This window comes from Aphanizomenon sp. UHCC 0183 (genome assembly GCF_009712065.1).
Lineage (GTDB): Bacteria > Cyanobacteriota > Cyanobacteriia > Cyanobacteriales > Nostocaceae > Dolichospermum > Dolichospermum heterosporum.
Map to the genome: position 1 here is coordinate 36,762 of NZ_VILC01000006.1, position 21,054 is coordinate 57,815.

The window sequence follows — 21,054 nt, forward strand, 5'->3', positions numbered from 1 at the left end:
GAGAGAAGTCGGGGATCTAAAAAGAGGATCTATAAAAAATATAAACATATACAAATTACAGATTCTAAGAACTAACATTAAAACAAACAATTAATTAAAAACTGGTGTGTTATGACCATTAAAAAAGAATTCAACAGCTTTGAAGAAATGCTATCTGGTTCAGATGTACCCGTATTGGTAGACTTTTATGCTGACTGGTGTGGTCCTTGTCAAATGATGGTGCCAATTTTAGAACAAGTCAACAGTCAATTGAAAAACCGTTTGCGGATTGTCAAGATTGATACGGAAAAGTATACAGAATTAGCCAGCCGATACGGGATTGCGGCTTTACCAACCTTGGTACTATTTAAGCAAGGACAGCCTGTAGATAGAATTGAAGGTGTTGTGCAAGCACCACAATTAGTACAACATCTGCAAGCAAAGCTTTAACCTTTAAAATAGTTACTGTCTTCAATTAGAGATGCCAAATCCCGCGTCTCTATGACAGCGGTTTTCCGTGTATTTCTTCCTTTGCCCCTTTGTATCTACCCCTGCGGGATCTCTAAGAGAGATTGTGCGAAACAAAATCATGAAATTGATTCTGGAAAATCCACGCTATCTTGAATAAAGAATATCCAAGGAGTGCATCTTTATAATGAAAGGCAAACAAGTTTTACTTACAGGTGGCACAGGGGGACTCGGTTTAGGTGTCACACCCGCAGTTATCGCCCAAGGTGCAGATGTAACTATTCCTTATCGTAATCCTCAAGATGTAGAGCGGCTCAAAGGAATTATTTCGCCGGCGGATTTTGCGAGAATTCATTTTATTCCTGCTAATTTGGAAGATGAAGCCTCAGTAGAGAAACTGGTCAGCCGCATGACAAAAGTGGATGTGTTAATTCATTTAGTTGGTGGTTTTTCTATGGGAAAAACTCACAAATACAGCTTTGATGATTGGAAACAGCAAATAGACTTAAACTTAAATACAACTTTTTTAACTTGTAAATATAGCCTTGAAAGTATGCTGGAAAATGGTTATGGGCGTATTGTGACTGTAGGTTCTCGCGCTGGTGCTGAACCTGCGGCAAATTTAGCGGCTTATTCTGCGGCAAAAGCTGGGGTAATAGCCTTAACAAAAGCGATCGCTCATGAAACCAAAAATACTAATATTACAGCTAATACCATTCTTCCCAGTATCATTGATACTCCCAGCAATAGAGCCGCTATGGGTGCAGAAAACGCTGATAAATGGGTAAAACCCGAATCTATCGCCCAAGTTATCTGCTTCTTAGCCTCAGAAGCAGCTATTGATATTCGTGGCGCAGTCATTCCCGTTTATGGTAGTTTGTGAAATAAACCACGACTGAGAAAGAGAACGATTATGAGAGTGGTATCTGTTTGTTACTCAGCAGGTATCACTTATAATTATTATTTAAAGCGATCGCAATTGACTTTTTCCGAGAATTTGCGGTAATCTTTCATTAAGACTAAAACTGTGGAAGTTCAGTTGGATAATCGAAATTTTAAAAGCTAAAATACAGGTATTACTTAACTACAACTTAGTATGAAATTCAATGTTACGATTGATCGAGATGAAGATGGTGTCTGGATGATTGAATGTCCTAGTATTCCTGGTTGCATTAGTCAGGGAGCGACAAAAGAAGAGGCTTTAGAGAATATTCAAGATGCAATTTTTGCTTGCTTGCAGGTTAGGGCAGAGATTGGCTTGCCATTGACTATTGAAACTAAACAAGTAGAAGTCTTAGTATAGTTATGGCATCAAAACTACCTGGTCTGAGTGGACAAGAAGTAAGTAGGTTGACGTTGAAAATTGTCGTTATAGCAAGGCAAGAGGCAAGAGGCAATAGTAAAGAAGTTTTCAGCGATTTTACGTTTCTTTACACAGTTTGGTTTTATTGTGTTCACCTACTTAGTTCGTACCTTTGAAAAGCTGGGCTGGCGATTTGCACGCCAAAGTGCAAGTCATATAATTTTGGTCAAAGAAGGTGAAATGGTAACTTTGTCTGTTCCTGATCATCATGAGGTGGCAAAAGGGACTTTACGCGGTCTGATACGAACTGCTGGGTTAACAGTAGAAGAATTTATTGCCAATGTTTAAATATATTGTATGTATTATTTGTAGTATTGGCGATCGCTACGCTGACCTTCTGAATCGCCTAAGCTCCCATTAGAATCCTTAACACCCAGTTTAAATTTCTAGATTTGTAGAGATTAAAATCATGGCGCGATCGCATATCTCTTGACGGTTGACTAGTTTGGCTAACTCATGGGGTTCATAGCGTCCTTCTTCAACCTCTAAGGAGGCGCGATCAACTGCTTCTGTATAAGCTTCAGAAATTGCTAGGCTTAATTCATCGGTATTGAGGTATGTTCCGCCAGCTTTACGTCGCTGGTTTTTGGTTTGGATACCGCGTATAGAGTTGCGAATTGATAGCTCCCACGATTTCGTAGTGCGATTTTCTGCTTTTTGCTTGATTAGATGCATGAGCAGAATTACTGCATAGCTACGAATGTTGTTGATTTTATCGTCTCTGCTCATTTCTTCTAATTCGTCAACAATTGCCAAAGCTCCAGTCATATCACCTTTAAGTAGTAATTCCCTTAATGTCAAAAGTTCTTCCATATCTTTAGTGATGTGAGAATGAGATATATAGTAGTTATAGCATTAGTTACTATATCCATTAAGAGGCGATCGCTACTCTGAACTTTGGATCGCCTACATTAAACTTTAGAAGAGAGAAGAATCAGGCGATCGCACTCCAAAACACATCAAATCATTCGAGAATGTTTATTGTTGGATGGAATAGCAATCGCCTTTGGCAAAATTTAGCAGATAATTAACAGACGTAAAATTACTAAGAATTAGATCGAGATTTAACTTTAGATCAATTCATCAAATGGCTTGACAAAAAGTAAGGTTATGCAATGATTTACCTCTATAAATTTTACCGCAACTGCGATAGGATTATTATAGGTTGGGTTTACAAAACGAAGGAAGTGCAAATGTCCACAGAACAAGAGATAAAAAATGCCATAACAAGACTCACGTTTTTACAACTTCATATTCAAAATTTTGCGAAGCAGTCTTTCAGTGATCTGTCATTTCAAATTGAGGTAGTTGTGAAGGACTTACTCAATGTTCTGGAAAATGCAGACTACGTGAACGTGAATAGAATTAAGCATAACCATCCAGCGATTGATTTATTAGATGAAAAACAACGTATTGCAATACAGGTAACCACTGATGCCAGTATGCCTAAAGTGAAGCATACACTCGAAATGTACAAGAAACATAGTATGGCTTACGACAAACTCATTATCTTGGGGTTCATCAAGAAAACAAATGCTAAATCTCCTTCTCCTTTCGCTAAAATTGTTGGGATCGAATATCTACTGGACAAAATAAAGAGTTCTAACTATGAAACAATTCAAAAAGTAAATGATATATTGCAGAGAGAGATTCCTTTGCATCTCTTGAATCCCCTTGATGACGTTATGTGTCTCGAAATTGTGCTAGGAATAATTGATAGAAATGCTGTCCGAGATTTGACCCGGAGTGAGGGTGACTATGGCGATATGGTAGTTGGCCTGAAAAAGATTAAGGAGGTCATCCATACTGGAAGAATTTATGGGAAGTCAATAAGAGCTAAATCTCTATCGGAGTATCAACCTGATATCAGGGAAAAGTTAGAGGAAATTGAATTCTCAATATCGAAAATAATCCAAATATATAATAGAGCGAAGAATCAGTCCAGTAGTCCCACCTTTATTTTTCTGGATTCCAGAGAACGGCAAGATATTGATGATTGTAAGCAAGAAATAGCAGACCTTGCAAATCAGTTAGCAAAAGATCAAGGCATAAATAAGGAGATCAAAGTTGGGTGAAATCTAGTATGTTAATTTTGATGAAACTTCCCTGTTTTTAGTTCATGCAAATTTTGTGTTTATCTGAACGCAAAGTCCATGTAGGATAGGGTTTTACCCGAAATAGATACCAGAGATTTTAGATGAATTTTTACCTCCTCAAAAGGCACAGAATTAACACACTAGGTGAAACCTAACATCTATATCAACCTGATGCTTTAAATCCGTTGAGTGCGATAGCGAAGCGCTCCGTAGGAATCGCTTATTTCCGGCATAAATGTCCGAATTGTCTAACAAAAGAAGTTTTAATCCTGTTAATCCTTAAATCCTGGACATCCTGATTCAGACAATAATCTTAATTTACAATCTCCTAATTCCCTGTTCCAACCCCTCACATACACCCGTGAGAAAATCTAAATCCAATGTAGCAATAGTATCACTAGCCTTGTGATAATGTGGATTTCGCATAAACGCCGTATCCGTCACCATAATTGCCGGATAACCTTGATCCCAAAAAGGTGCATGATCACTTAAGCGAGTTTGGGGAACTAATAAACCGCGATTTGGTGCTGGTAGCCATTGACTAGGTATACCAACTTTGTGAATACTTTTACTTAAACTAATTAAATCACCCAAAGTCTTTAAATTGCCAATTAAAGCTATAAAATCACCACGATTTGGGTAAAATAACTCTAAAGGAAATGGGTATTTTTGAGAACCAGGAGTAGAATCCCGATATCCCAACATTTCCAAAGATATCATCAAGCGAAGAGGTTGCTTTTGTTCGCGCAACAAAGCTGCATAATCTGCGCTACCCAACAACCCATATTCTTCCATATCAAAAGCCACTAGCCGCAAAGGATATCTAGCGGGTTTCTCGGCAAAACTCCTGGCAAATTCTAATAAAACCGCCACACCCGTTGCATTATCATCAGCCCCAACAGTTCCTAATACACCATCATAGTGAGCGCCAATTAAAATAGGTGGTAAATCTGCCTTTTGTTTTGTGGTTGCAGCGGGTAAATTTAAAATTAGGTTTTTACAGGTTTTGCCTCTGACTTCAAAGGTGTGGATTTCCACACTTCCCCATTGTCCTAATTGCTGGCGAATGTATTCTTGAACAAAGAAATGTGCCGCACTGTCCATGTATGGGTTGCGTTCTCTCGCTACTTCCTGAAGATGGTTTTCTAACCGCTGTTTTAAATTCAAAGTGGATAAAAATAATATGTAATGGGGAAGAGTAAAGATAAATATTTCCTTTTCCAACTGACCACTGACAACTGACAACTGACAACTGACTGAAAATGCTATCCTAGTTTAGCAAGTAGCACCGCTGTTGCTAAAATACCGCTTAATGATGACTATTATATTATTGGATTGTTGACCTGATTTAGCACCAAGCTAAAAGCAGTATTATTATATCATTATAAATTTACAAAACACGCAACAGGAGACGAGTAACGCATGGGCAAGGTAGTTGGCATCGACTTGGGTACAACCAACTCAGTAGTCGCCGTCATGGAGGGTGGCAAGCCGGTGGTGATTGCCAATGCAGAAGGAATGCGAACAACCCCCTCCGTCGTTGGCTTTAGTAAAGAAGGGGAAAGGGTTGTGGGGCAAATGGCCAGACGGCAAACCGTCCTTAATCCCCAAAATACCTTTTTTGCGGTAAAACGCTTCATTGGGCGCAAGTATGGGGAATTAAACCCAGATTCTAAGCGCGTACCTTACACTATCCGTAAAGATGAAGTTGGCAATATTAAAGTTGCCTGTCCTCGGCTGAATAAGGAATTTTCTCCAGAAGAAATTTCAGCTATGGTGCTGAAAAAATTAGCTGATGATGCTAGTCGTTATTTGGGTGAACCTGTTACCGGGGCTGTCATTACTGTTCCGGCTTATTTTAATGATTCCCAACGCCAAGCTACCCGTGACGCGGGCAGAATTGCTGGTTTAGATGTGTTACGAATTCTCAACGAACCCACAGCGGCATCTTTGGCTTACGGATTAGATCGAGGTTACACAGAAACTATTCTCGTGTTTGATTTAGGTGGGGGAACTTTTGATGTGTCCTTGCTGGAAGTAGGTGACGGCGTATTTGAGGTTAAAGCTACTAGTGGAGATACTCAACTTGGTGGCAATGATTTTGATAGAAAAGTAGTTGATTGGTTGGCGGAACAGTTTTTAGAAGCAGAGGGTGTAGACTTAAGACGCGATCGCCAAGCTTTGCAACGGTTAATGGAAGCCGCAGAAAAGGCGAAAATTGAACTTTCGGCGGTTAGTGTCACCGATATTAATTTACCCTTCATTACAGCTACTGAGGACGGGCCAAAACACCTAGAAACTCGCCTGACGCGATCGCAATTTGAAGGTTTATGTGTAGACTTATTGAGTAGAATCAGAACACCAGTCAAACGGGCGTTAAAAGATGCCGGACTTTCTCCTGTAGATATTGAAGAAGTCGTATTAGTTGGTGGTTCTACGAGAATGCCCATGGTGAAACAGCTAGTTCAAGACTTAATTGGCATTGAACCTAATGAAAACGTCAATCCTGATGAAGTCGTCGCTGTGGGTGCAGCTATTCAGGGCAGTATTCTGGCTGGTGAACTTAAAGATGTTCTCCTCTTAGATGTCACACCCCTATCTATGGGCTTAGAAACCATCGGTGGTGTAATGAAAAAACTCATCCCCCGGAATACAACCATCCCAGTCCGTCGTTCTGACATTTTTTCTACTTCTGAAAATAACCAAAACAGTGTAGAAATTAATGTAGTGCAGGGTGAAAGGGACATGGCTACAGATAACAAGTCCTTGGGACGGTTTAAACTCTATGGTATTCCCCCAGCACCAAGAGGTATTCCTCAAGTTCAAGTATCCTTTGATATTGATGCTAATGGGATTCTCCAGGTAACGGCACTAGATCGTACCACTGGCAGGGAACAAAGCATTACTATTCAAGGCGCTTCTACTTTGAGTGAGTCAGAAGTTAACCGGATGATTCAGGATGCTCAAAAATACGCCGATGTTGACAGAGAACGGAAAGAACGAGTTGAAAAACGTACCCGTGCCGAAGCGTTAATATTACAAGCAGAACGGCAACTGCGAGAAGTGGCTTTGGAAATGGGAATGCAATTTGCCCGTAACCGTCGTCAACGCATTGATAATATTTGCCGAAATTTACGAGAAAGTTTACAAGCTGATGAAGATCGCGGGATTGATCAGGCTTATGCTGATTTACAAGATGCTCTGTATGAACTGAATAGAGAAGTCCGTCAGTATTATGCTGAGGATGAAGATGAGGATCTATTTGGCGCTATCCGGGAAATCTTTGTGGGTGAAAAAGAAAGAGAACCGGAACGGGATGTTTACAGAGATAACTATCGTCAACGAGATTCATCTAACCGAGGTGTTAACAGAGATTATGGCAACCCAGGGCGTTCTCCCAATTATGAAAGTCGTCCCACTCGCAGCAAACGCCCCAGCTACCAGGATAACTGGGATGATGACGATGATTGGTTATAATTCGATTTTAGATTTTTAAATTGGGATTTAATATCTTTCCCAATATTTGATTTGCAGGGTCAGTCACAAGTAGAAACACCACTGACCACTGACCACTGACCACTGACCACTGACGTTTAAATATATGCAAAATTTGCAAAATTTTCGGGATTATTACGAGATTTTAGGAGTTTCTAAAGATGCCACAAGCGAAGAAATTAAAAAGGTTTATCGGCGTTTAGCTAGACAATATCACCCTGATCTGAATCCAGGGAATAAGGAAGCTGAGGAGAAATTTAAAACTATTGGGGAGGCTTATGAAATCCTTTCCGATTCTAGCAGGCGATCGCAATATGACCAATTTAGCCGCTATTGGCAACAAAACGGCTTTGCTGGCAATAAACAAACTCCCAAGCCTAAAGGTTGGGATAGCCGTCCTAACGGGCGTTCTAGCCAGGATGTAGACCCCAGCCAATTCAACGATTTTGAAAGTTTTGTCAATCAAGTGATTGGTGTCAGCAACCGTAAAGATCCTAAAAATAGTCCGGGAAGCACCACCACTAGCGACCCCTTTCGCACTCCTAGAACTAAAGTGGCATATACTGTCAATACTCCACCCCGTAGCACTCGCAGGGATATCGAAGCCAGATTAACTTTACCATTGGAAAAAGCTTATCAAGGCGGCAATGAGAGAATAAGGTTAGAGGATGGGCGATCGCTCGAAGTGACAATGCCCCCAGCTATGGTGACAGGACAAACCATCCGCTTACGAAATCAAGGAATTAGTGGTGGTGATTTATACTTAAAAATTACCGTAGATCCTCATCCTTTGTTTAAACTAGAAGGTGCTAACATTTTCTGTCAAGTCCCTGTAACTCCCAGTGAAGCAACATTGGGCGGACAAGTTGAAGCGCCTACCCTTGATGGTCCAGTGAAAATGACCATTCCCCCTGGTGTCAGGTCTGGACAAAGATTCCGTCTTGGTAATAAAGGCTACCCTAGTGAAAGCGGTCAACGAGGTGATCAACTGGTAGAAATTCAGATAGTAACTCCCAAAAATATTACTCCCCAAGAACGGGAACTTTATGAAAAATTGCGAGAAATAGAAACCTTTAAACCTCGTGCTGATTTAATTTAACAATAAAACAAACTACAGAAGCAACAAAAGAAATTAATTTCTCCACAGATGGCTCAGATGCAGAGTGGGTAGAGAATTTTAGATTCCTGGATCTGTTACCATGAAAATAGATCCTCCACTAACTTGCAGCTATGACCGTCACCCAAAATATTGAACCCGGTTTGGATGTAATATTTCCACCAAGTAATCTAGAAAGTGACGAACCCCCTTTGGAATCATCTTTACATCTACAACAAATGCTACTACTAATCCAATGTCTCAATTGGTGGTGGCGAGATATAAATAAAATTAATGACTATTTTGTTGCTGGGAACATGACTATTTATTACAGTCCTCGGCAAATTAAAACCAAAGATTTTCGTGGTCCAGATTTTTTCCTAGTGCTGGATACAGAAAACCGCGATCGCAATAATTGGGTAGTCTGGGAGGAAGATGGTAAATATCCTAACTTAATTATAGAATTGCTTTCTCCCTCCACTGTTTCCACTGATAAAGGGTTAAAAAAACAAATTTATCAAGATATTTTCCGCACACCTGAATATTTCTGGTTTAATCCGCAAAATTTAGAATTTGCTGGTTTTATCTTGTTTGGTGGAACATATCAACCCATAGAACCTAATCCTCAAGGTTTATTATGGAGTCAGCAGCTAAATTTATATTTGGGTGTCCATGACGGTAAATTGCGTTATTTTCTGCCAGAAGGACAGTTAATGCTAACACCAGAAGAATATGGGGTACAAGCAACCCAACGTGCAGAACAACAAGCCCAACTCACAGAAGAAGCAACCAAACTTGCAGAACAACAGGCTCAACGTGCAGAACGTTTAGCTGCCAAACTCAGAGAATTGAATATTGACCCTGACATTTTATGAAATAACACACTTTGTGCAGGTTGGGTTGACGCAAGGAAACCCAACATTTAAAATATTCAATTAATTTTGCACAGTTAGCTATCAATTGTCAATTGTCAATTGATAATTCATACTTGGCTAGTTTGGGAAAAGTGGATCGTAGGATATCAAAAAGTTTGTCAGCAGATTAGATGACTGTGCCAAACGCTACAAAGGCTTTTGCGAGCGATATAAACCACCAAAAAAGAAACAAGAAAAATGTAGTTGGGGTAGTCGGTTTTTGACGAGTTTAGGCATCAGCAATAGTAGTATACCCAAGGTCAGGACTGAACACAAAGCGTCACCCCAACAATTGTCCCTGCCGTTTTCGATTAGAAATTTCTTGACATAGTTGATTAAATTCTTGGGGTTGGAACTTGGAAAATAACAGATTTGATGGAGTTTGCATACAATACCCTGATGTAAAATAAGTGACTATATTTTACCTTTTCTAGTACACAAATTCAATAACTATTGATTATTGTTATATATCCCTACTCTGACAGAACAGGGATAACTCAAAAGATGTCAAGTGAACAACGTATCTCTATCAAAATTCATCCGGGACCTAACAGAAAAAAATTAATCAGCTTACTGCTTACGAATAAATTCCAAAAAGAAGATGTAGATTATGTCCTATACCCTGAAGATCAAGAATAAACATAAAATAATGTTTTGATCCAAAAAGCCGGAGGTTGTTTTTTTGCTTAACCTAACACTATTTTTTAAACAGTATCTACTAATTCAAAACGGATTTTCTTACCAACAACTCTAGCAGCTTTATCAATTGTCTCTAAAGTAATAGAAGAATTATCAGGATCTAAAAGTCTATCAACAGATGATCTACTTGTTTTCATTTTCTCAGCCATTGCTGTTTTAGTAAGATTTTTCTCAGCCATTGCTTCTTTAATCTGCCAAGCAATCACTCTTTTAATAGCTATTAAATTGATTTCATCTAACATTCCATCTTCTTCCAAAAAATCATCAAAAGAAGAACCAATATACGCATTCTGTATCATAGTTTATGCCTCCAATGTGTGTTTACGTTTCAAGGCTAATTCCAATTGCTTTTTTGGAGTTTTCTGACTTTTCTTAATGAAGCCATGCAGCAATATCATTTTACCTTCATAAAAACAAAATAATACACGAGCAATTTGATTTTGTGGTAAATTTGTTCTCACTTCAAATAATCCGTCACCCATTGGCCGACAGGTTGGCATTCCAATTGGCCAACCAAATTCAACTGTTTTGATATCAGCACCAATCAAAAATCTTTCCTCTTTAAGTAAACTTTTTAACCAATCACGGACTGGTTCAGTACCATTCTCGTTTCTATAAAATTCAGCCGGAACTCTTTTATCTGTCATACATCTAACCTAATTAAATGTATAAGTTAGAATTAGGTATTCTGTATACCTTTACTCAACAAATACATACATTAGATTTGATGCTACACCATATTGTACCTTTTTTGGTACATAAAGTCAATAACTATTGATAAATCCGCATAACATTAAATATCCAATAACCCATATCGTTTTTGCAAAGCCAATAACTTCATCCTCGCTTCTCCAGCATTATCAGCTAAATCTGCAAATTCCACAAACCGCCGTAATTCCTTCTTTAATAAATTTCGTTCCACTTCAATAGTTTCTCTATCCAAATCTGGCGGTAAAACAATCATATCAAAAATCGTTGCCCGTTCTTTGCCAGGGTGAGGACGTAAAACCCGTCCCCGACGTTGGATAAATTGGCGGGGATTTCCTGAACTTGATAAAATGACTGCGGTTTGAATTGCGGGAATATCTACACCTTCATCTAAACACCGAATTGCGACTAAACCCTGTAATTCTCCACTTTCAAATTGCCGGCGTAAAGTTTCTCTTTCCTCTAAAGAAGTATTTGCTGTGTAGGTACTGACTTTATAACCTAATTCTCCTCCCAAAAGTTGAGAAACTGCTTTGAGTTGACGCAGAGAATAACGTTGTCCGATTTCTTGAGAACCATCACTACAATAAAATAGTGTATGGCTAGTTTCTCGACGAGTTGACATTAATTCTTTTAAGGCGATTAATTTATTTTCTGCTGTGCCAATTAATCGCGCTCTTTGCATTAATAATGATTTGATATCTTCATTATCTTCAAAATCTGCTCCTTCCCCAATATCTCGATCTCGATAAAGGAGAGAACGCCCAATTTTTTTGGTTAATTTTAAATAAGCGATACTCTCAGTTTCCGTCAATTCCACCAACACCGGATTATAGATATAATGAACTAATGCACCTTGAGAAATAGCATCCTGTAAGCTAAATTCAGGTTGAAGAATATTTCCAAAATAATCTAATAAAGATTCTGTGCCATCATCATCAAAATATCTTTCTGGTGTGGCTGATAAACCTAGACGTAAACCCACTTTTCGGGGTAAACTTTCCTCTAGTTTTGGTGCGCCTAAATTATGGGCTTCATCACCAATAATTAATGTTTTTGGGGGAAAATATTTAAGTTGGGTTTGAAAACCATCACTAATTAAAGTCGAGTTAGTGGTAATTACCGTGACGAAATCTTGAGAACCAGAAGACAAATTATAGATTTGCGTAGAAAGTTGACTTTGCCAACTGCGTAAATTATCAAATGCTAAAATCGGCTGTAAGTTGAATTTCTCACATTCCCTGCCCCATTGGGTGACAAGATGACGATAGGGACACACCACTAACAAGACTTGTAAACCAATTTGCTGATACAATTCACAAGCGATCGCTAATGCAGTAATAGTCTTACCACTACCAGTAGCCATTTTTAATGTCCCCCTACCATGATTAGCAAACCAGCTAGTCACAGCTTGGCGTTGATATCCCCGCAATTGCAGAGATAAAGGCATTTTTGGACATCCCGGTAATGATTTATTAATTTGATAACTGCCTTTTTTCTCACCCGCATAAGGTAACTTGAGCTTAAAAGTAGGCAATTTCGGTACTGCATTTTGCGTTAGGTACATAAATTGGTAATTATTAGTAGGAGTAAAGTAAAACCTTAGTTCCGCAAGGAACTTAAGTTCCTTGCTAATAGCTCAAGTCATCTAAAGATGACTAAATAATTTGAAGAATCTATGGCTTACGTTACGCTTTGCTATCAGTCTACTTTAGTACACTTTGGCTATTAGCCCGGAAATTCATTTCTGGGCGGGTGTGGCAGCTTACAGATGAGCCATTTGCAGCTTAAGTTGACACTCATGAGCATTGCATTTTACCCCTACAAACTGACAAATGACATCCTTTAGTTATAATTACGCCAAATACCCACCAAAGAACCTTGTACCTCTACTTGCATTGCTGATACTTCTATCGGATGATAATTACGATTTGCAGGTTTAAGGGTGACAAGATCATCATGGCGATAAAAACGTTTTAAAGTTGTTCCATGTCCTTCCACCCTCGCCGCGACGATAGTTCCATTTTTTAATTGATTGGGTTCAGCGACAGGACGCAAAAATACGACATCACCATCTGCTATTAAATCCTCAATCATACTATCCCCCGCGACCCGTAAAGCATAGCTTTGAGGAGGTAATGATAAATTAGCCAAATCTAAATGTTCCACCGCATCAGTGAACGGTTCAATTAAACCACCGGCGGCAATAGTTCCTAAAATTGGTACACCTTGTTTAACAGGATGAACTATCCGCAAAGTTCTTGCCCTGCCTTCATTCCAGCCAATGTAGCCCTTATTGCGTAAATGTTCTAACCGACTTTGAATGGGTGCAGGAGATTTTAAATTCATCCCTTCCATCATTTGGCGAATTGATGGAGAATGTTGATTCAACCTGATATATTCTACCAACCATTCGTATAGTTCTTTTTGGGGTTCTGTGAGACGTTCCATAATTTTTTTGGGAAGTAAATAATAAATGTCCCTAGAACATTGGTACTACAAAATTCTTCCCTTAACAAGCTTTTATTAAAAATTTATGGTAATTAGTAACTAATAGGGAATAGGGAACAGATAATAATTTCACTAATTACCCATTACCCATTACCCATTACCCATTACCAATACTGTTATTTTGCCCCAAGAATACTTGCAAGTAAAGCTTTTTGAGCGTGGAGGCGATTTTCTGCCTGATCCCAAACCCGTGATTGTGAACCTTCAATTACCTCTTCAGTAATTTCTTCACCGCGATGGGCTGGTAAGCAGTGTAAAACAATTGCTTCTGGATCTGCAAGACTTAATAATTGTTGTGAAATTTGATAAGGTTGAAAAACAGGGAAGCGATTATTGGCTTGTGTTTCTTGCCCCATGCTTGCCCAAACGTCAGTATAAAGTACGGATGCACCTTTTGCTGCTGCTTCAGGATCGTGAGTCAAGATAACTTCAGTTTTTTTATTAGCTATTTCCCTAGTTTTTTCTACAATTTCTGCATCTGGGGCATATCCTGACGGAAAAGCGATTCTGACATTCATTCCCACCAAAGCACAACCCAACATCAGGGAATTAGCGACATTATTCCCATCACCGACATAGGTTAATGTTAAACCCGCTAAACTGCCAAATTTTTCTTGAATGGTGAGTAAATCTGCCAATATCTGACAGGGGTGTTCTAAATCCGTGAGGGCATTAATTACAGGAATTTTCGCATATTTGGCAAAAGTTTCCAACTCCTGTTGAGCAAAGGTACGAATTGCTAAAACATCCAAATAACGATCTAACACCCTAGCAGTATCCTGGATAGGTTCTCCTCGACTCACCTGAGTGACATTAGGATGCAGATCAATTACCTGTCCCCCCATTTGGTACATTGCGACTGTAAAACTGACTCTAGTGCGTGTTGAAGCTTTGGAAAATAACAAACCTAGAACCTTGTTACAATGCAACTTCAGTTTTTCTGACTTGAGTTGAGTAGCCAATTCCAGAAGTTCTTGCAGTTCCTCAGAACTCAGATCCGCTAGACTTAATAAATCTCTGCCTATCAATGCTGCCATGCTTGATTATCTATAAAGAACAAATGTTCCTGCGCTTTGGTATAGCCGTGTCACCAGGAATACTCCAATTGCACTGTACCAAATATTTTTGCATCAATCTACAGCACGGCGGCTAGTTTTACTGATTCTTGGCAACTGGAAAAATATTTTGTTTACCCTCTAGACAAATGATATGCCTATGCTATAATATGAAATCGGTGAGGCAATTAAAAAAGTTCTTACCCAAACCGCCAGCATAGCACAGTGGTAGTGCATCCGACTTGTAATCGGAAGGTCGTAGGTTCAAATCCAACTGCTGGCCTTAACGAAACCCTTGAGAAATCAGGGGTTTTGTCGTTTCAATGCTCTGTTATATTAACCTTTTGATATTTCTCCATCGTGCCGCAACACTTTAGAATTTAGTGGAAAATGACAGAATAATAGATCAACTTTAGATCAATGAACAGCAAGAAGTGGACATTAGACGAGGTTAACGCAAGATTAAAAGCCGGCAATATCGGTGTAGTGGTTTATCAGCGGGGCGAACTGCTTGCAGCAGCGCTTCGCTATCGCCTCTCACTTCGTGCCACATTTCCGCCAAAACCAGGAATAGACAAGCCACCTTACCAACAGCTTTTATCTTTGGGGATTTACGCCAATCCTGCTGGGTTACAATTTGCTGAATCAGAAGCCAAGAAAGTTGGAGGTTTATTGGCCCAGGGGAAATTTGAGTGGTCTGAATATCTTGTCAAGGAATTAGCAATTACTGAAAATACCACTGACAACGCTAAATTATGGATAACCAAGTTTTTTCTTACAGTTTTCGATATGAAATTGATAATTCGGTTTGACTCGCCCGTTTAATCTAATATCTCGATAGTCTATACCTTCTTTGAAAAATCCTTCACGAACAAATTTTCTTAGTTGGTCACAAGAAATTAAACTCAGAGATTCAGCCGCTTGTTTTGTTCTTTGCCATTCCATATTCAAAACTCCTAATTGTTAATTGTTGATTCGATGCTTCTAACTCTTGTATGTCCTCTAAAGTCATGGGAAACTTTTCAACATAATTACCACTGCGATTAGCTTTGTAGTCAGCAATTGATTCAAGGCATTTAGCAGAAACCAGCAAGAGTTTTATTCCGTATATATGGCGAAATATTAAATTAATTAACTTGTGACAGTGAGATTTTAACTCTTGTCTATGTTTTATTAATTCAGCTTCATTTACATACTTATTCATGACCAAGAAACCTTTGGTAGTTGAACGAATTTTATGTTTTCTGGAAGTGAACAAAGTCCTTGGTTTAGCTTTCTCTGATAGTGAGCAATCGCCAACCTTCTAAGTAATTCTGGAAATGTTTCTTTCATGGATATTTGTTGTTGTTATTAGTGAATAGTGAACCCGGATTTCTCACAAATAACTAAAAAAAAGGGGTCAAAACCTGCGAAAATGTATATGTAGAAAGCATTTTAGCAGTTATAAAGTATGACCCCATTAACAACAGATAGTACATCAAAACAGTTCAAGTTTGAAAGAGAAAAACTCCCACCAATAGTAGTTAATTTCCAGGGTGGGCAAGTAACATCAGATGCAGGTTTAAGTTTAATTGCGGAAATAGACCGAAAATTGCAAATAACATCACGGTTAGCTAAGTGTTTCCAAGACTACAGAAAGCCAAATAAAACACTACATCCTATAGAAAGCTTATTAACACAACGGATATATGGCTTAATCATGGGATATGAAGACTTAAATGACCATTATCAGAATTACAGAGAGTTATTAAACAAATACGTGCAGAATGGAATAATGTAGAGATTTTAGTACGTGGAGATAGCGCCTATTCCCGAGAAGATATTATGGAATGGTGTGAGTCACAAATAAAAGTAGATTATGTATTTGGGTTGCCGCAGAACAGTCGTTTAATAAAGATGACGACTCTCACTTTAATTTAGGGTGGGGATAAAAGTTTTTTTTCACTCTGTTTTCAGATGCCTAATTTTACTACTCAATTATTTATATTATATCAGTATATATTGACTGAATGGCTCTTGATATTTAACTAAATTTCTCAAATATATACTTAGGAGATTTCCTTTTTTCATCTTTGCTGTTTATGTATCAAATAAACTGCCTTTGTTTTACTCTTTATGAATGATTTTTTTCGCTTGTGAGAAATCCGGGCTAGGTCGCGCTTCGCTATCGCAATCCTTTCAGAGCGATCGCAAGAAATTAAGGAGATTCTTAAACGAAGCGCAGCGATTGGAACATATATTTAGATTTAGTCTCTCTGCTAACTCAACATTCATGTTGGTACTGTAACGAGGCTTTCTATTTTCTCCAACCGACAATTCTATTAGTTTTTCTTTAGGAGATTTAATTTCGTGAGGGTTAGGATGTGCTTTACCTTTTTCACCACCAAGATATTTTATAACTTCTGGATCAGACCAGAACCAAGCTTCTAACTCTTCAATGGGAATACAGATATGTTTTTTAAGACTTTCAATTTCAGAAGATAATTCTTCTAATTTTGACCGCAATGCTTGCTCATTGTTGAGGGAACCATTCTGAGGATTGCGATCCAAATCATGAACGACAATAAAAATATTACAACCTTCACTGGAAAGTAATTTCAGCTTTGCTCTTAGCTTTTTTGTTAATGAACTACAACCCTTAGAAGCCCATTTTTTGGTTGTGACTTCTGCCCCAAGGACACGATGGACAATTGTACGAATTGCTTCACAGTCTGTATTATCCTCAGCAATTAAGGCGATCTTAAGATTACTCATCGAGAATACCACTGTAAATCCATTCGCCTAATTCACCATCTTCAGAGAGGTATTCGATAACATTGTGAATCTGATCCTCACCTAATTTCCGAACAAATGTCCGTCCATTATCTCGATGAACTAGAATAATTTTGTCTGGACTAGTCCATGAAACGACTTGCGGTGAGTGAGTCGAAAGAATCAAGTTTTCTCCAAAAGAGTAGGTCTCGATTTCATTCAGTAACTTTGCAAGCATACCAGGATGAATTTGTGTCTCAGGTTCTTCAATTATTGTCGTCGTATTAGGAGATGATGCAATTATTTCCATCAGAATCGCCAAGACTCGGAGTGTTCCATCAGATAATAACCCTATATTGACACCATCCAGTAATACCGAAGAAATATATTCTTCATCTTCATTTTCAATTTTCTCTCCAGAGTCTCTGCTTAAAATAAACTTTTGTACAGATATTTTACTGCCAAGTCCAACTCGCTGACATATACTCTCAATCTCGGATAGTTCATCCTTGCCAATAAGACGTAGTATTTTCCGAGCTAGAATATCACCTAAACTGAAAGGACGAGTATAAATACCTTTGATTGATACTCTTAGTTGTGATGGTTGTCGTCTAGTCCTTTGTCTAATAGGAGTTTTCCCCAGTAAGCGAACTCCTCTCAAAACAGAATAAACCCAAAGCATTTCGTTAGGAAGCTTGATTCCTGAAGTTTCTGGGAGTGATTGTCGAAGAGAGTTTGTATTCCCAAGAACAGTGATAATTGGCTCATCCTCAGTATTGAAGGTTGTTACCCCATTATTAGTAGTCCAAAGATGATCTTCCCCTTCATTAATATATCTACAGCAGTCATTCCAGGAGAAACGACTTACTTCTGATTTTTCATCTATGGAGTCATCGGAGTCATCAAAATTCAGATCATCATCAGAACTAGCAAGAGTTATAAACTCATACCTGTATTCAAGTCTACGAGCAGTCGGAGTCAAAATTTCGATTTCTAATATTTTAGGAAAACTTTCGCTATCATATACAAGTTGATTAAACCTGCCAATCGCGCATAATGAGATTGCTTCAAACCCTTCAAGAATAGCTGACTTTCCAGCCCCATTGCGACCAACTAATACTGCAACGCCATTTTCTAAAGACACAGTGACTCGACTACCTAAAACAGACCAACCGTCAAGGGTAAAAGATAAAAGGCGAGGCTGATTTGTGTTGGAATCTGGGTTGGACAAAATAGAATTTCCTTTCCAATACTAAACGATCTTGCTTAGATTTTAGCGGAATATGTCTATGGTTGTTAAAGTAGTTTGGCTCACAATCAGTCCATTTTGCACAAAGATATTATACTTTGTTTGGGCGCGATATCTAGCTCGTGGGTGAAGATCACAATCGTGATACAGTACTTTGCCTAACGGTTAGGTACAATAACCAGGGGAAAAAGTTCATGGTCTGTTATTCTTTGACGGCGATTGGGAAAAAGGTTTATGAGAAAACCATTGATTCAACAGTCTTAAACCCCGTGTTACATGGAAGATGTTCTGGAGATTTATCATCTACCCTATGACCCCAAGTGTCCAGTGATTTGCATGGATGAGCAACCTATACAATTGGTCAAAGAAACCCGCGTTCCTCTGCCAGCCAAACCTGGACAGCCAAAGTCGGTGGATTATGTTTTGCGATCGCAATGGAACTCCCCAAACATTTCGCCTACTTATCTACTCTATTTTTCAGTATCCCCCAGCCGCTATCTGCGCCCTCTTTTTTGTGGAGTTCTCTTAGAGGATGTTTGAAAAGTATCAGAATTAATCGAGATCCCCCCAACCCCCCTTACAAAGGGGGGCTAAATTCCTCAAAATCCCCCTTTTTAAGGGGGATTTAGGGGGATCTGCGGGTGTCAGATCCCACACGAAAAAGTTTTCAAACAACCTCTTAGTCTAAACTCCAGTGGAATGACCTGAAGCTGAAAGATTAACAACAATTTGATGATATTTTTTGAGAGTCGGGCGATGTCCAACACTAATAAAGGTTGTCTCTATATCTATCAGCAAATTATAAAGTTTTTCTTCATTTTTAACATCTAACGCACTAGTAGCCTCATCTAAGATAGCATATTTGGGTTTAGTGATTAAAAGCCGAGCAAAAGCTAATCTTTGTTGTTCTCCTAAAGAAAGAATTTCACTCCAATCTTTCTCTATATCTAAACCCTCAAATCTTGCAGCTACAGCAAATTGTCATCAAACCCGGAACAAGAACCCCACCCCCAACCCCCTCCCCGCAAGCGATGAGGGGGCTAAGATGTACCTTATATGATTGGAAATCGCTGTAAGTCTGATAAATTCACTAACTTGATAATTCGATCAAGTTCTTCATCACTAATATTAGCATTGCTATGGGGATAGATTAACTGCTCTCGCAGAGTACCTAAAATCATGTAAGGACGCTGAGGTAAAAATAGTATTTCTTCTAATTCTGGACGGACAATTACACCAGTTCCTGAATTCCATAAGCCAGCTAAGACGCGCAATAAAGAACTTTTCCCACAACCACTATCTCCCATGACAAGTAAGCTTTGACCCGCTTGTAGTTCTAGAGAAAGGTTTTGAAATAGGGTTTTTTCATAGTTAGGAGTCTGAACAGTCAGATTTTCAAATGCTAATCTGTTTTCTTTTAGTATCTGAATATTGCTGTTATCAGCAGTTGATTTTCTGGATTTTTGGAGATATTCATGAAAAACATATAACCGATTAATGGCCGCAGCAAATTTTGTAAATTTTTCAAATTGATACATAATCAAATTCACTGAAAAAGCAACTTGTCCAAAAGCTCCTCCAGCTTCGGTGATTTTGCCTACTTCAGTTTCCCCTGAGAGAATTTGGTTTCCTAAAATTAACGCTGGGATAATCCAAGGCAGATAACCAAATTGATATTTAAATACATTTAAATATACTTCTGACCAGAGGATTAATTTTTTAAAATTATTAAATACTTGATTAAATATAAATTTAACTTTGTTTTCTTCTTGAGATATGCCATTATAGAAGGCGATAGACTCAGAATTTTCTCGAATGCGAACTAAGCTGAAGCGAAAATTAGCCTCTTTTCTGAGTTGTTCAATATTGAGTTGAGTTAATTTTTTACCATAAAAAACAATAGTAATTGTATAAGCTAATATAGAATAGAGTATTAAAGCAATAACTAAATTAGGAGAAATAGACCAGAGAATGACACTAAATGCAATCACTACCAAAATTGACTCCAGACAATTGACCAAGAAACCAATAGATTGCTGACAAAAATTAGCAACGTCTTCAGAAATACGTTGGTCTGGGTTATCAATTTCTTTATCAAAATTACTCAATTCATAAAAAGCACGATTTTGAAAATATTGATTGAGTAAATCATGGGTTAACCATTTGCGCCAATATAAACCGATTATTTCTCGTAAATAGCCATAGCCAGAGTTTAAAAAACCAAAGATAACAATTCCAGCAAAAGCAACTGTTATACCTTGCCAAAATCCTGTACTATTACGAACCGAAAGGGCAGAAATCAGGTTTCCTTGTACGGTATTTAGAAAAACCTTAACTTGAGTATTAGCGAATAGTAAAATCGCTAGAAGTCCAAGTAAACTGATCGCACCTCGTTTTTCATTACCTAACCAATAGAGTTTGGCGATCGCCCAAAATTGCGATACTGCTCTGAGTTTAAATCCATTCATCTTTATATGGTTAATCAGTGTTAATGATTTTAGTTGACTCCAGATTTTTTTGCTAAACCTAGATGTGTAGGAGTTTAGCATTACTATATCCCTTATATCATAAGCAAAAGAGAAAAGAGTAAAATCTTAATTCAAACAATAGAATCAAACGATTAAGCTGTGTGGATTATATGTATTGATAATAGAGTCAGTAGCCGATTGA

The 21,054-nt window shown here is 38.4% G+C and carries 24 protein-coding genes and 1 tRNA gene; 13 read left to right on the plus strand and 12 right to left on the minus strand.

The genetic code is table 11. The annotated features are described in order from the left end of the window. The first annotated feature begins 111 nt into the window (after positions 1–111). The 4 genes from trxA to FJR37_RS03080 all read left to right on the plus strand — a co-directional run bounded on the left by trxA (position 112) and on the right by FJR37_RS03080 (position 2,098). On the plus strand, positions 112–429 hold the full coding sequence (trxA, locus tag FJR37_RS03065; protein ID WP_168465275.1) for a thioredoxin: 318 nt from the start codon (positions 112–114) through the stop codon (positions 427–429). Between the two features lie 205 nt (positions 430–634). Continuing rightward, positions 635–1,330, plus strand: a complete 696-nt coding sequence (fabG, locus tag FJR37_RS03070; RefSeq protein WP_053537806.1) for a 3-oxoacyl-ACP reductase FabG — start codon at positions 635–637, stop codon at positions 1,328–1,330. Between the two features lie 213 nt (positions 1,331–1,543). Further along, entirely contained in the window at positions 1,544–1,750 is a 207-nt protein-coding gene (locus FJR37_RS03075; protein WP_039201429.1) for a type II toxin-antitoxin system HicB family antitoxin, read from the plus strand. A 147-nt stretch (positions 1,751–1,897) separates the two neighbouring features. After that, a complete protein-coding gene (locus tag FJR37_RS03080; protein WP_338422795.1) occupies positions 1,898–2,098 on the plus strand; it encodes a type II toxin-antitoxin system HicA family toxin in 201 nt (66 codons plus the stop codon). A 90-nt stretch (positions 2,099–2,188) separates the two neighbouring features. On the opposite strand, the gene FJR37_RS03085 is transcribed toward FJR37_RS03080, so the two are convergent. Continuing rightward, positions 2,189–2,623 (minus strand): DUF29 family protein, encoded by a 435-nt coding sequence (locus FJR37_RS03085; RefSeq protein ID WP_027403751.1) that lies wholly within the window; start codon positions 2,621–2,623, stop codon positions 2,189–2,191. Positions 2,624–3,003: 380 nt separating this feature from the next. Here FJR37_RS03085 and FJR37_RS03090 point away from each other — a divergent pair, with 380 nt between their 5' ends. Then, complete coding sequence (locus FJR37_RS03090; RefSeq protein ID WP_160289964.1) at positions 3,004–3,885, plus strand: SMEK domain-containing protein; 882 nt, start codon at positions 3,004–3,006, stop codon at positions 3,883–3,885. A 339-nt stretch (positions 3,886–4,224) separates the two neighbouring features. On the opposite strand, the gene FJR37_RS03095 is transcribed toward FJR37_RS03090, so the two are convergent. After that, positions 4,225–5,073 carry a M28 family peptidase gene (locus FJR37_RS03095; RefSeq protein ID WP_039201490.1) on the minus strand — a complete coding sequence of 283 codons (849 nt, stop codon included), beginning with the start codon at positions 5,071–5,073 and terminating at the stop codon, positions 4,225–4,227. Between the two features lie 255 nt (positions 5,074–5,328). Between FJR37_RS03095 and dnaK the strand changes: the two genes are divergently transcribed. From dnaK to FJR37_RS03110, 3 genes are all read left to right on the plus strand, one after another. Next, positions 5,329–7,383, plus strand: a complete 2,055-nt coding sequence (gene dnaK, locus FJR37_RS03100; RefSeq protein WP_039201433.1) for a molecular chaperone DnaK — start codon at positions 5,329–5,331, stop codon at positions 7,381–7,383. A gap of 124 nt (positions 7,384–7,507) precedes the next feature. After that, the gene (locus FJR37_RS03105) at positions 7,508–8,500 is read left to right on the plus strand and encodes a DnaJ C-terminal domain-containing protein (RefSeq protein WP_039201435.1); all 993 of its coding nucleotides are present in this window, start codon (positions 7,508–7,510) and stop codon (positions 8,498–8,500) included. Between the two features lie 131 nt (positions 8,501–8,631). Next, the gene (locus FJR37_RS03110) at positions 8,632–9,372 is read left to right on the plus strand and encodes a Uma2 family endonuclease (protein ID WP_168465276.1); all 741 of its coding nucleotides are present in this window, start codon (positions 8,632–8,634) and stop codon (positions 9,370–9,372) included. A 743-nt stretch (positions 9,373–10,115) separates the two neighbouring features. Here FJR37_RS03110 and FJR37_RS03115 read toward each other — a convergent pair. The 5 genes from FJR37_RS03115 to argF all read right to left on the minus strand — a co-directional run bounded on the left by FJR37_RS03115 (position 10,116) and on the right by argF (position 14,366). Next, positions 10,116–10,409 (minus strand): helix-turn-helix transcriptional regulator, encoded by a 294-nt coding sequence (locus FJR37_RS03115; protein ID WP_039201443.1) that lies wholly within the window; start codon positions 10,407–10,409, stop codon positions 10,116–10,118. Between the two features lie 3 nt (positions 10,410–10,412). Further along, on the minus strand, positions 10,413–10,757 hold the full coding sequence (locus FJR37_RS03120) for a type II toxin-antitoxin system RelE/ParE family toxin (RefSeq protein ID WP_053537797.1): 345 nt from the start codon (positions 10,755–10,757) through the stop codon (positions 10,413–10,415). A gap of 146 nt (positions 10,758–10,903) precedes the next feature. Then, positions 10,904–12,385, minus strand: a complete 1,482-nt coding sequence (locus tag FJR37_RS03125; protein WP_039201446.1) for a DNA phosphorothioation system restriction enzyme — start codon at positions 12,383–12,385, stop codon at positions 10,904–10,906. Between the two features lie 278 nt (positions 12,386–12,663). Then, the gene (gene lexA, locus FJR37_RS03130; RefSeq protein ID WP_039201448.1) at positions 12,664–13,269 is read right to left on the minus strand and encodes a transcriptional repressor LexA; all 606 of its coding nucleotides are present in this window, start codon (positions 13,267–13,269) and stop codon (positions 12,664–12,666) included. A 176-nt stretch (positions 13,270–13,445) separates the two neighbouring features. Then, the gene (gene argF, locus FJR37_RS03135; RefSeq protein ID WP_039201449.1) at positions 13,446–14,366 is read right to left on the minus strand and encodes an ornithine carbamoyltransferase; all 921 of its coding nucleotides are present in this window, start codon (positions 14,364–14,366) and stop codon (positions 13,446–13,448) included. Positions 14,367–14,595: 229 nt separating this feature from the next. Here argF and FJR37_RS03140 point away from each other — a divergent pair. Further along, positions 14,596–14,667, plus strand: a tRNA-Thr gene (locus FJR37_RS03140). A 137-nt stretch (positions 14,668–14,804) separates the two neighbouring features. Continuing rightward, positions 14,805–15,209, plus strand: coding sequence for a hypothetical protein (locus FJR37_RS03145; RefSeq protein ID WP_174763378.1), 405 nt, complete (start codon positions 14,805–14,807; stop codon positions 15,207–15,209). 88 nt (positions 15,210–15,297) lie between these two features. On the opposite strand, the gene FJR37_RS03150 is transcribed toward FJR37_RS03145, so the two are convergent. Beyond that, the gene (locus FJR37_RS03150) at positions 15,298–15,588 is read right to left on the minus strand and encodes a hypothetical protein (protein WP_039201450.1); all 291 of its coding nucleotides are present in this window, start codon (positions 15,586–15,588) and stop codon (positions 15,298–15,300) included. 246 nt (positions 15,589–15,834) lie between these two features. Here FJR37_RS03150 and FJR37_RS03155 point away from each other — a divergent pair, with 246 nt between their 5' ends. Continuing rightward, entirely contained in the window at positions 15,835–16,164 is a 330-nt protein-coding gene (locus FJR37_RS03155) for a transposase (protein WP_254434491.1), read from the plus strand. Positions 16,165–16,166: 2 nt separating this feature from the next. Further along, positions 16,167–16,304 (plus strand): transposase, encoded by a 138-nt coding sequence (locus FJR37_RS26770; RefSeq protein WP_284081702.1) that lies wholly within the window; start codon positions 16,167–16,169, stop codon positions 16,302–16,304. A gap of 258 nt (positions 16,305–16,562) precedes the next feature. Here the strand turns inward: FJR37_RS26770 and FJR37_RS03160 are convergent, their stop codons facing one another. Both FJR37_RS03160 and FJR37_RS03165 read right to left on the minus strand, forming a co-directional pair. Then, positions 16,563–17,138: a DUF4276 family protein gene (locus FJR37_RS03160; RefSeq protein ID WP_039203032.1), complete on the minus strand. Its 576-nt coding sequence runs from the start codon at positions 17,136–17,138 to the stop codon at positions 16,563–16,565. After that, complete coding sequence (locus FJR37_RS03165) at positions 17,131–18,366, minus strand: AAA family ATPase (protein ID WP_039203031.1); 1,236 nt, start codon at positions 18,364–18,366, stop codon at positions 17,131–17,133. Before FJR37_RS03165 ends, FJR37_RS03160 begins: the two co-directional genes overlap by 8 nt. 294 nt (positions 18,367–18,660) lie before the next feature. Here FJR37_RS03165 and FJR37_RS27600 point away from each other — a divergent pair, with 294 nt between their 5' ends. Then, positions 18,661–18,924, plus strand: coding sequence for a hypothetical protein (locus FJR37_RS27600; protein ID WP_039203030.1), 264 nt, complete (start codon positions 18,661–18,663; stop codon positions 18,922–18,924). Between the two features lie 144 nt (positions 18,925–19,068). On the opposite strand, the gene FJR37_RS03175 is transcribed toward FJR37_RS27600, so the two are convergent. After that, on the minus strand, positions 19,069–19,329 hold the full coding sequence (locus FJR37_RS03175; RefSeq protein WP_371416088.1) for an ATP-binding cassette domain-containing protein: 261 nt from the start codon (positions 19,327–19,329) through the stop codon (positions 19,069–19,071). Positions 19,330–19,436: 107 nt separating this feature from the next. Continuing rightward, positions 19,437–20,852, minus strand: a complete 1,416-nt coding sequence (locus FJR37_RS03180) for an ABC transporter ATP-binding protein/permease (RefSeq protein ID WP_254434492.1) — start codon at positions 20,850–20,852, stop codon at positions 19,437–19,439. Positions 20,853–21,054 lie beyond the last annotated feature (202 nt).

Bases quoted from the DNA above. Each gene is read 5' to 3' on its own strand.
- dnaK (WP_039201433.1), top strand. From the start codon at position 5,329: ATGGGCAAGGTAGTTGGCATCGACTTGGGTACAACCAACTCAGTAGTC.
- fabG (WP_053537806.1), top strand. From the start codon at position 635: ATGAAAGGCAAACAAGTTTTACTTACAGGTGGCACAGGGGGACTCGGT.
- FJR37_RS03150 (WP_039201450.1), bottom strand. From the start codon at position 15,588: ATGAATAAGTATGTAAATGAAGCTGAATTAATAAAACATAGACAAGAG.
- FJR37_RS03075 (WP_039201429.1), top strand. From the start codon at position 1,544: ATGAAATTCAATGTTACGATTGATCGAGATGAAGATGGTGTCTGGATG.
- FJR37_RS03115 (WP_039201443.1), bottom strand. From the start codon at position 10,409: ATGATACAGAATGCGTATATTGGTTCTTCTTTTGATGATTTTTTGGAA.
- FJR37_RS03105 (WP_039201435.1), top strand. From the start codon at position 7,508: ATGCAAAATTTGCAAAATTTTCGGGATTATTACGAGATTTTAGGAGTT.
- trxA (WP_168465275.1), top strand. From the start codon at position 112: ATGACCATTAAAAAAGAATTCAACAGCTTTGAAGAAATGCTATCTGGT.
- FJR37_RS03090 (WP_160289964.1), top strand. From the start codon at position 3,004: ATGTCCACAGAACAAGAGATAAAAAATGCCATAACAAGACTCACGTTT.
- FJR37_RS03085 (WP_027403751.1), bottom strand. From the start codon at position 2,623: ATGGAAGAACTTTTGACATTAAGGGAATTACTACTTAAAGGTGATATG.
- argF (WP_039201449.1), bottom strand. From the start codon at position 14,366: ATGGCAGCATTGATAGGCAGAGATTTATTAAGTCTAGCGGATCTGAGT.
- FJR37_RS03160 (WP_039203032.1), bottom strand. From the start codon at position 17,138: ATGAGTAATCTTAAGATCGCCTTAATTGCTGAGGATAATACAGACTGT.
- FJR37_RS03110 (WP_168465276.1), top strand. From the start codon at position 8,632: ATGACCGTCACCCAAAATATTGAACCCGGTTTGGATGTAATATTTCCA.
- lexA (WP_039201448.1), bottom strand. From the start codon at position 13,269: ATGGAACGTCTCACAGAACCCCAAAAAGAACTATACGAATGGTTGGTA.
- FJR37_RS03145 (WP_174763378.1), top strand. From the start codon at position 14,805: ATGAACAGCAAGAAGTGGACATTAGACGAGGTTAACGCAAGATTAAAA.
- FJR37_RS03125 (WP_039201446.1), bottom strand. From the start codon at position 12,385: ATGTACCTAACGCAAAATGCAGTACCGAAATTGCCTACTTTTAAGCTC.
- FJR37_RS03120 (WP_053537797.1), bottom strand. From the start codon at position 10,757: ATGACAGATAAAAGAGTTCCGGCTGAATTTTATAGAAACGAGAATGGT.
- FJR37_RS27600 (WP_039203030.1), top strand. From the start codon at position 18,661: ATGGAAGATGTTCTGGAGATTTATCATCTACCCTATGACCCCAAGTGT.
- FJR37_RS03180 (WP_254434492.1), bottom strand. From the start codon at position 20,852: ATGAATGGATTTAAACTCAGAGCAGTATCGCAATTTTGGGCGATCGCC.
- FJR37_RS03155 (WP_254434491.1), top strand. From the start codon at position 15,835: ATGACCCCATTAACAACAGATAGTACATCAAAACAGTTCAAGTTTGAA.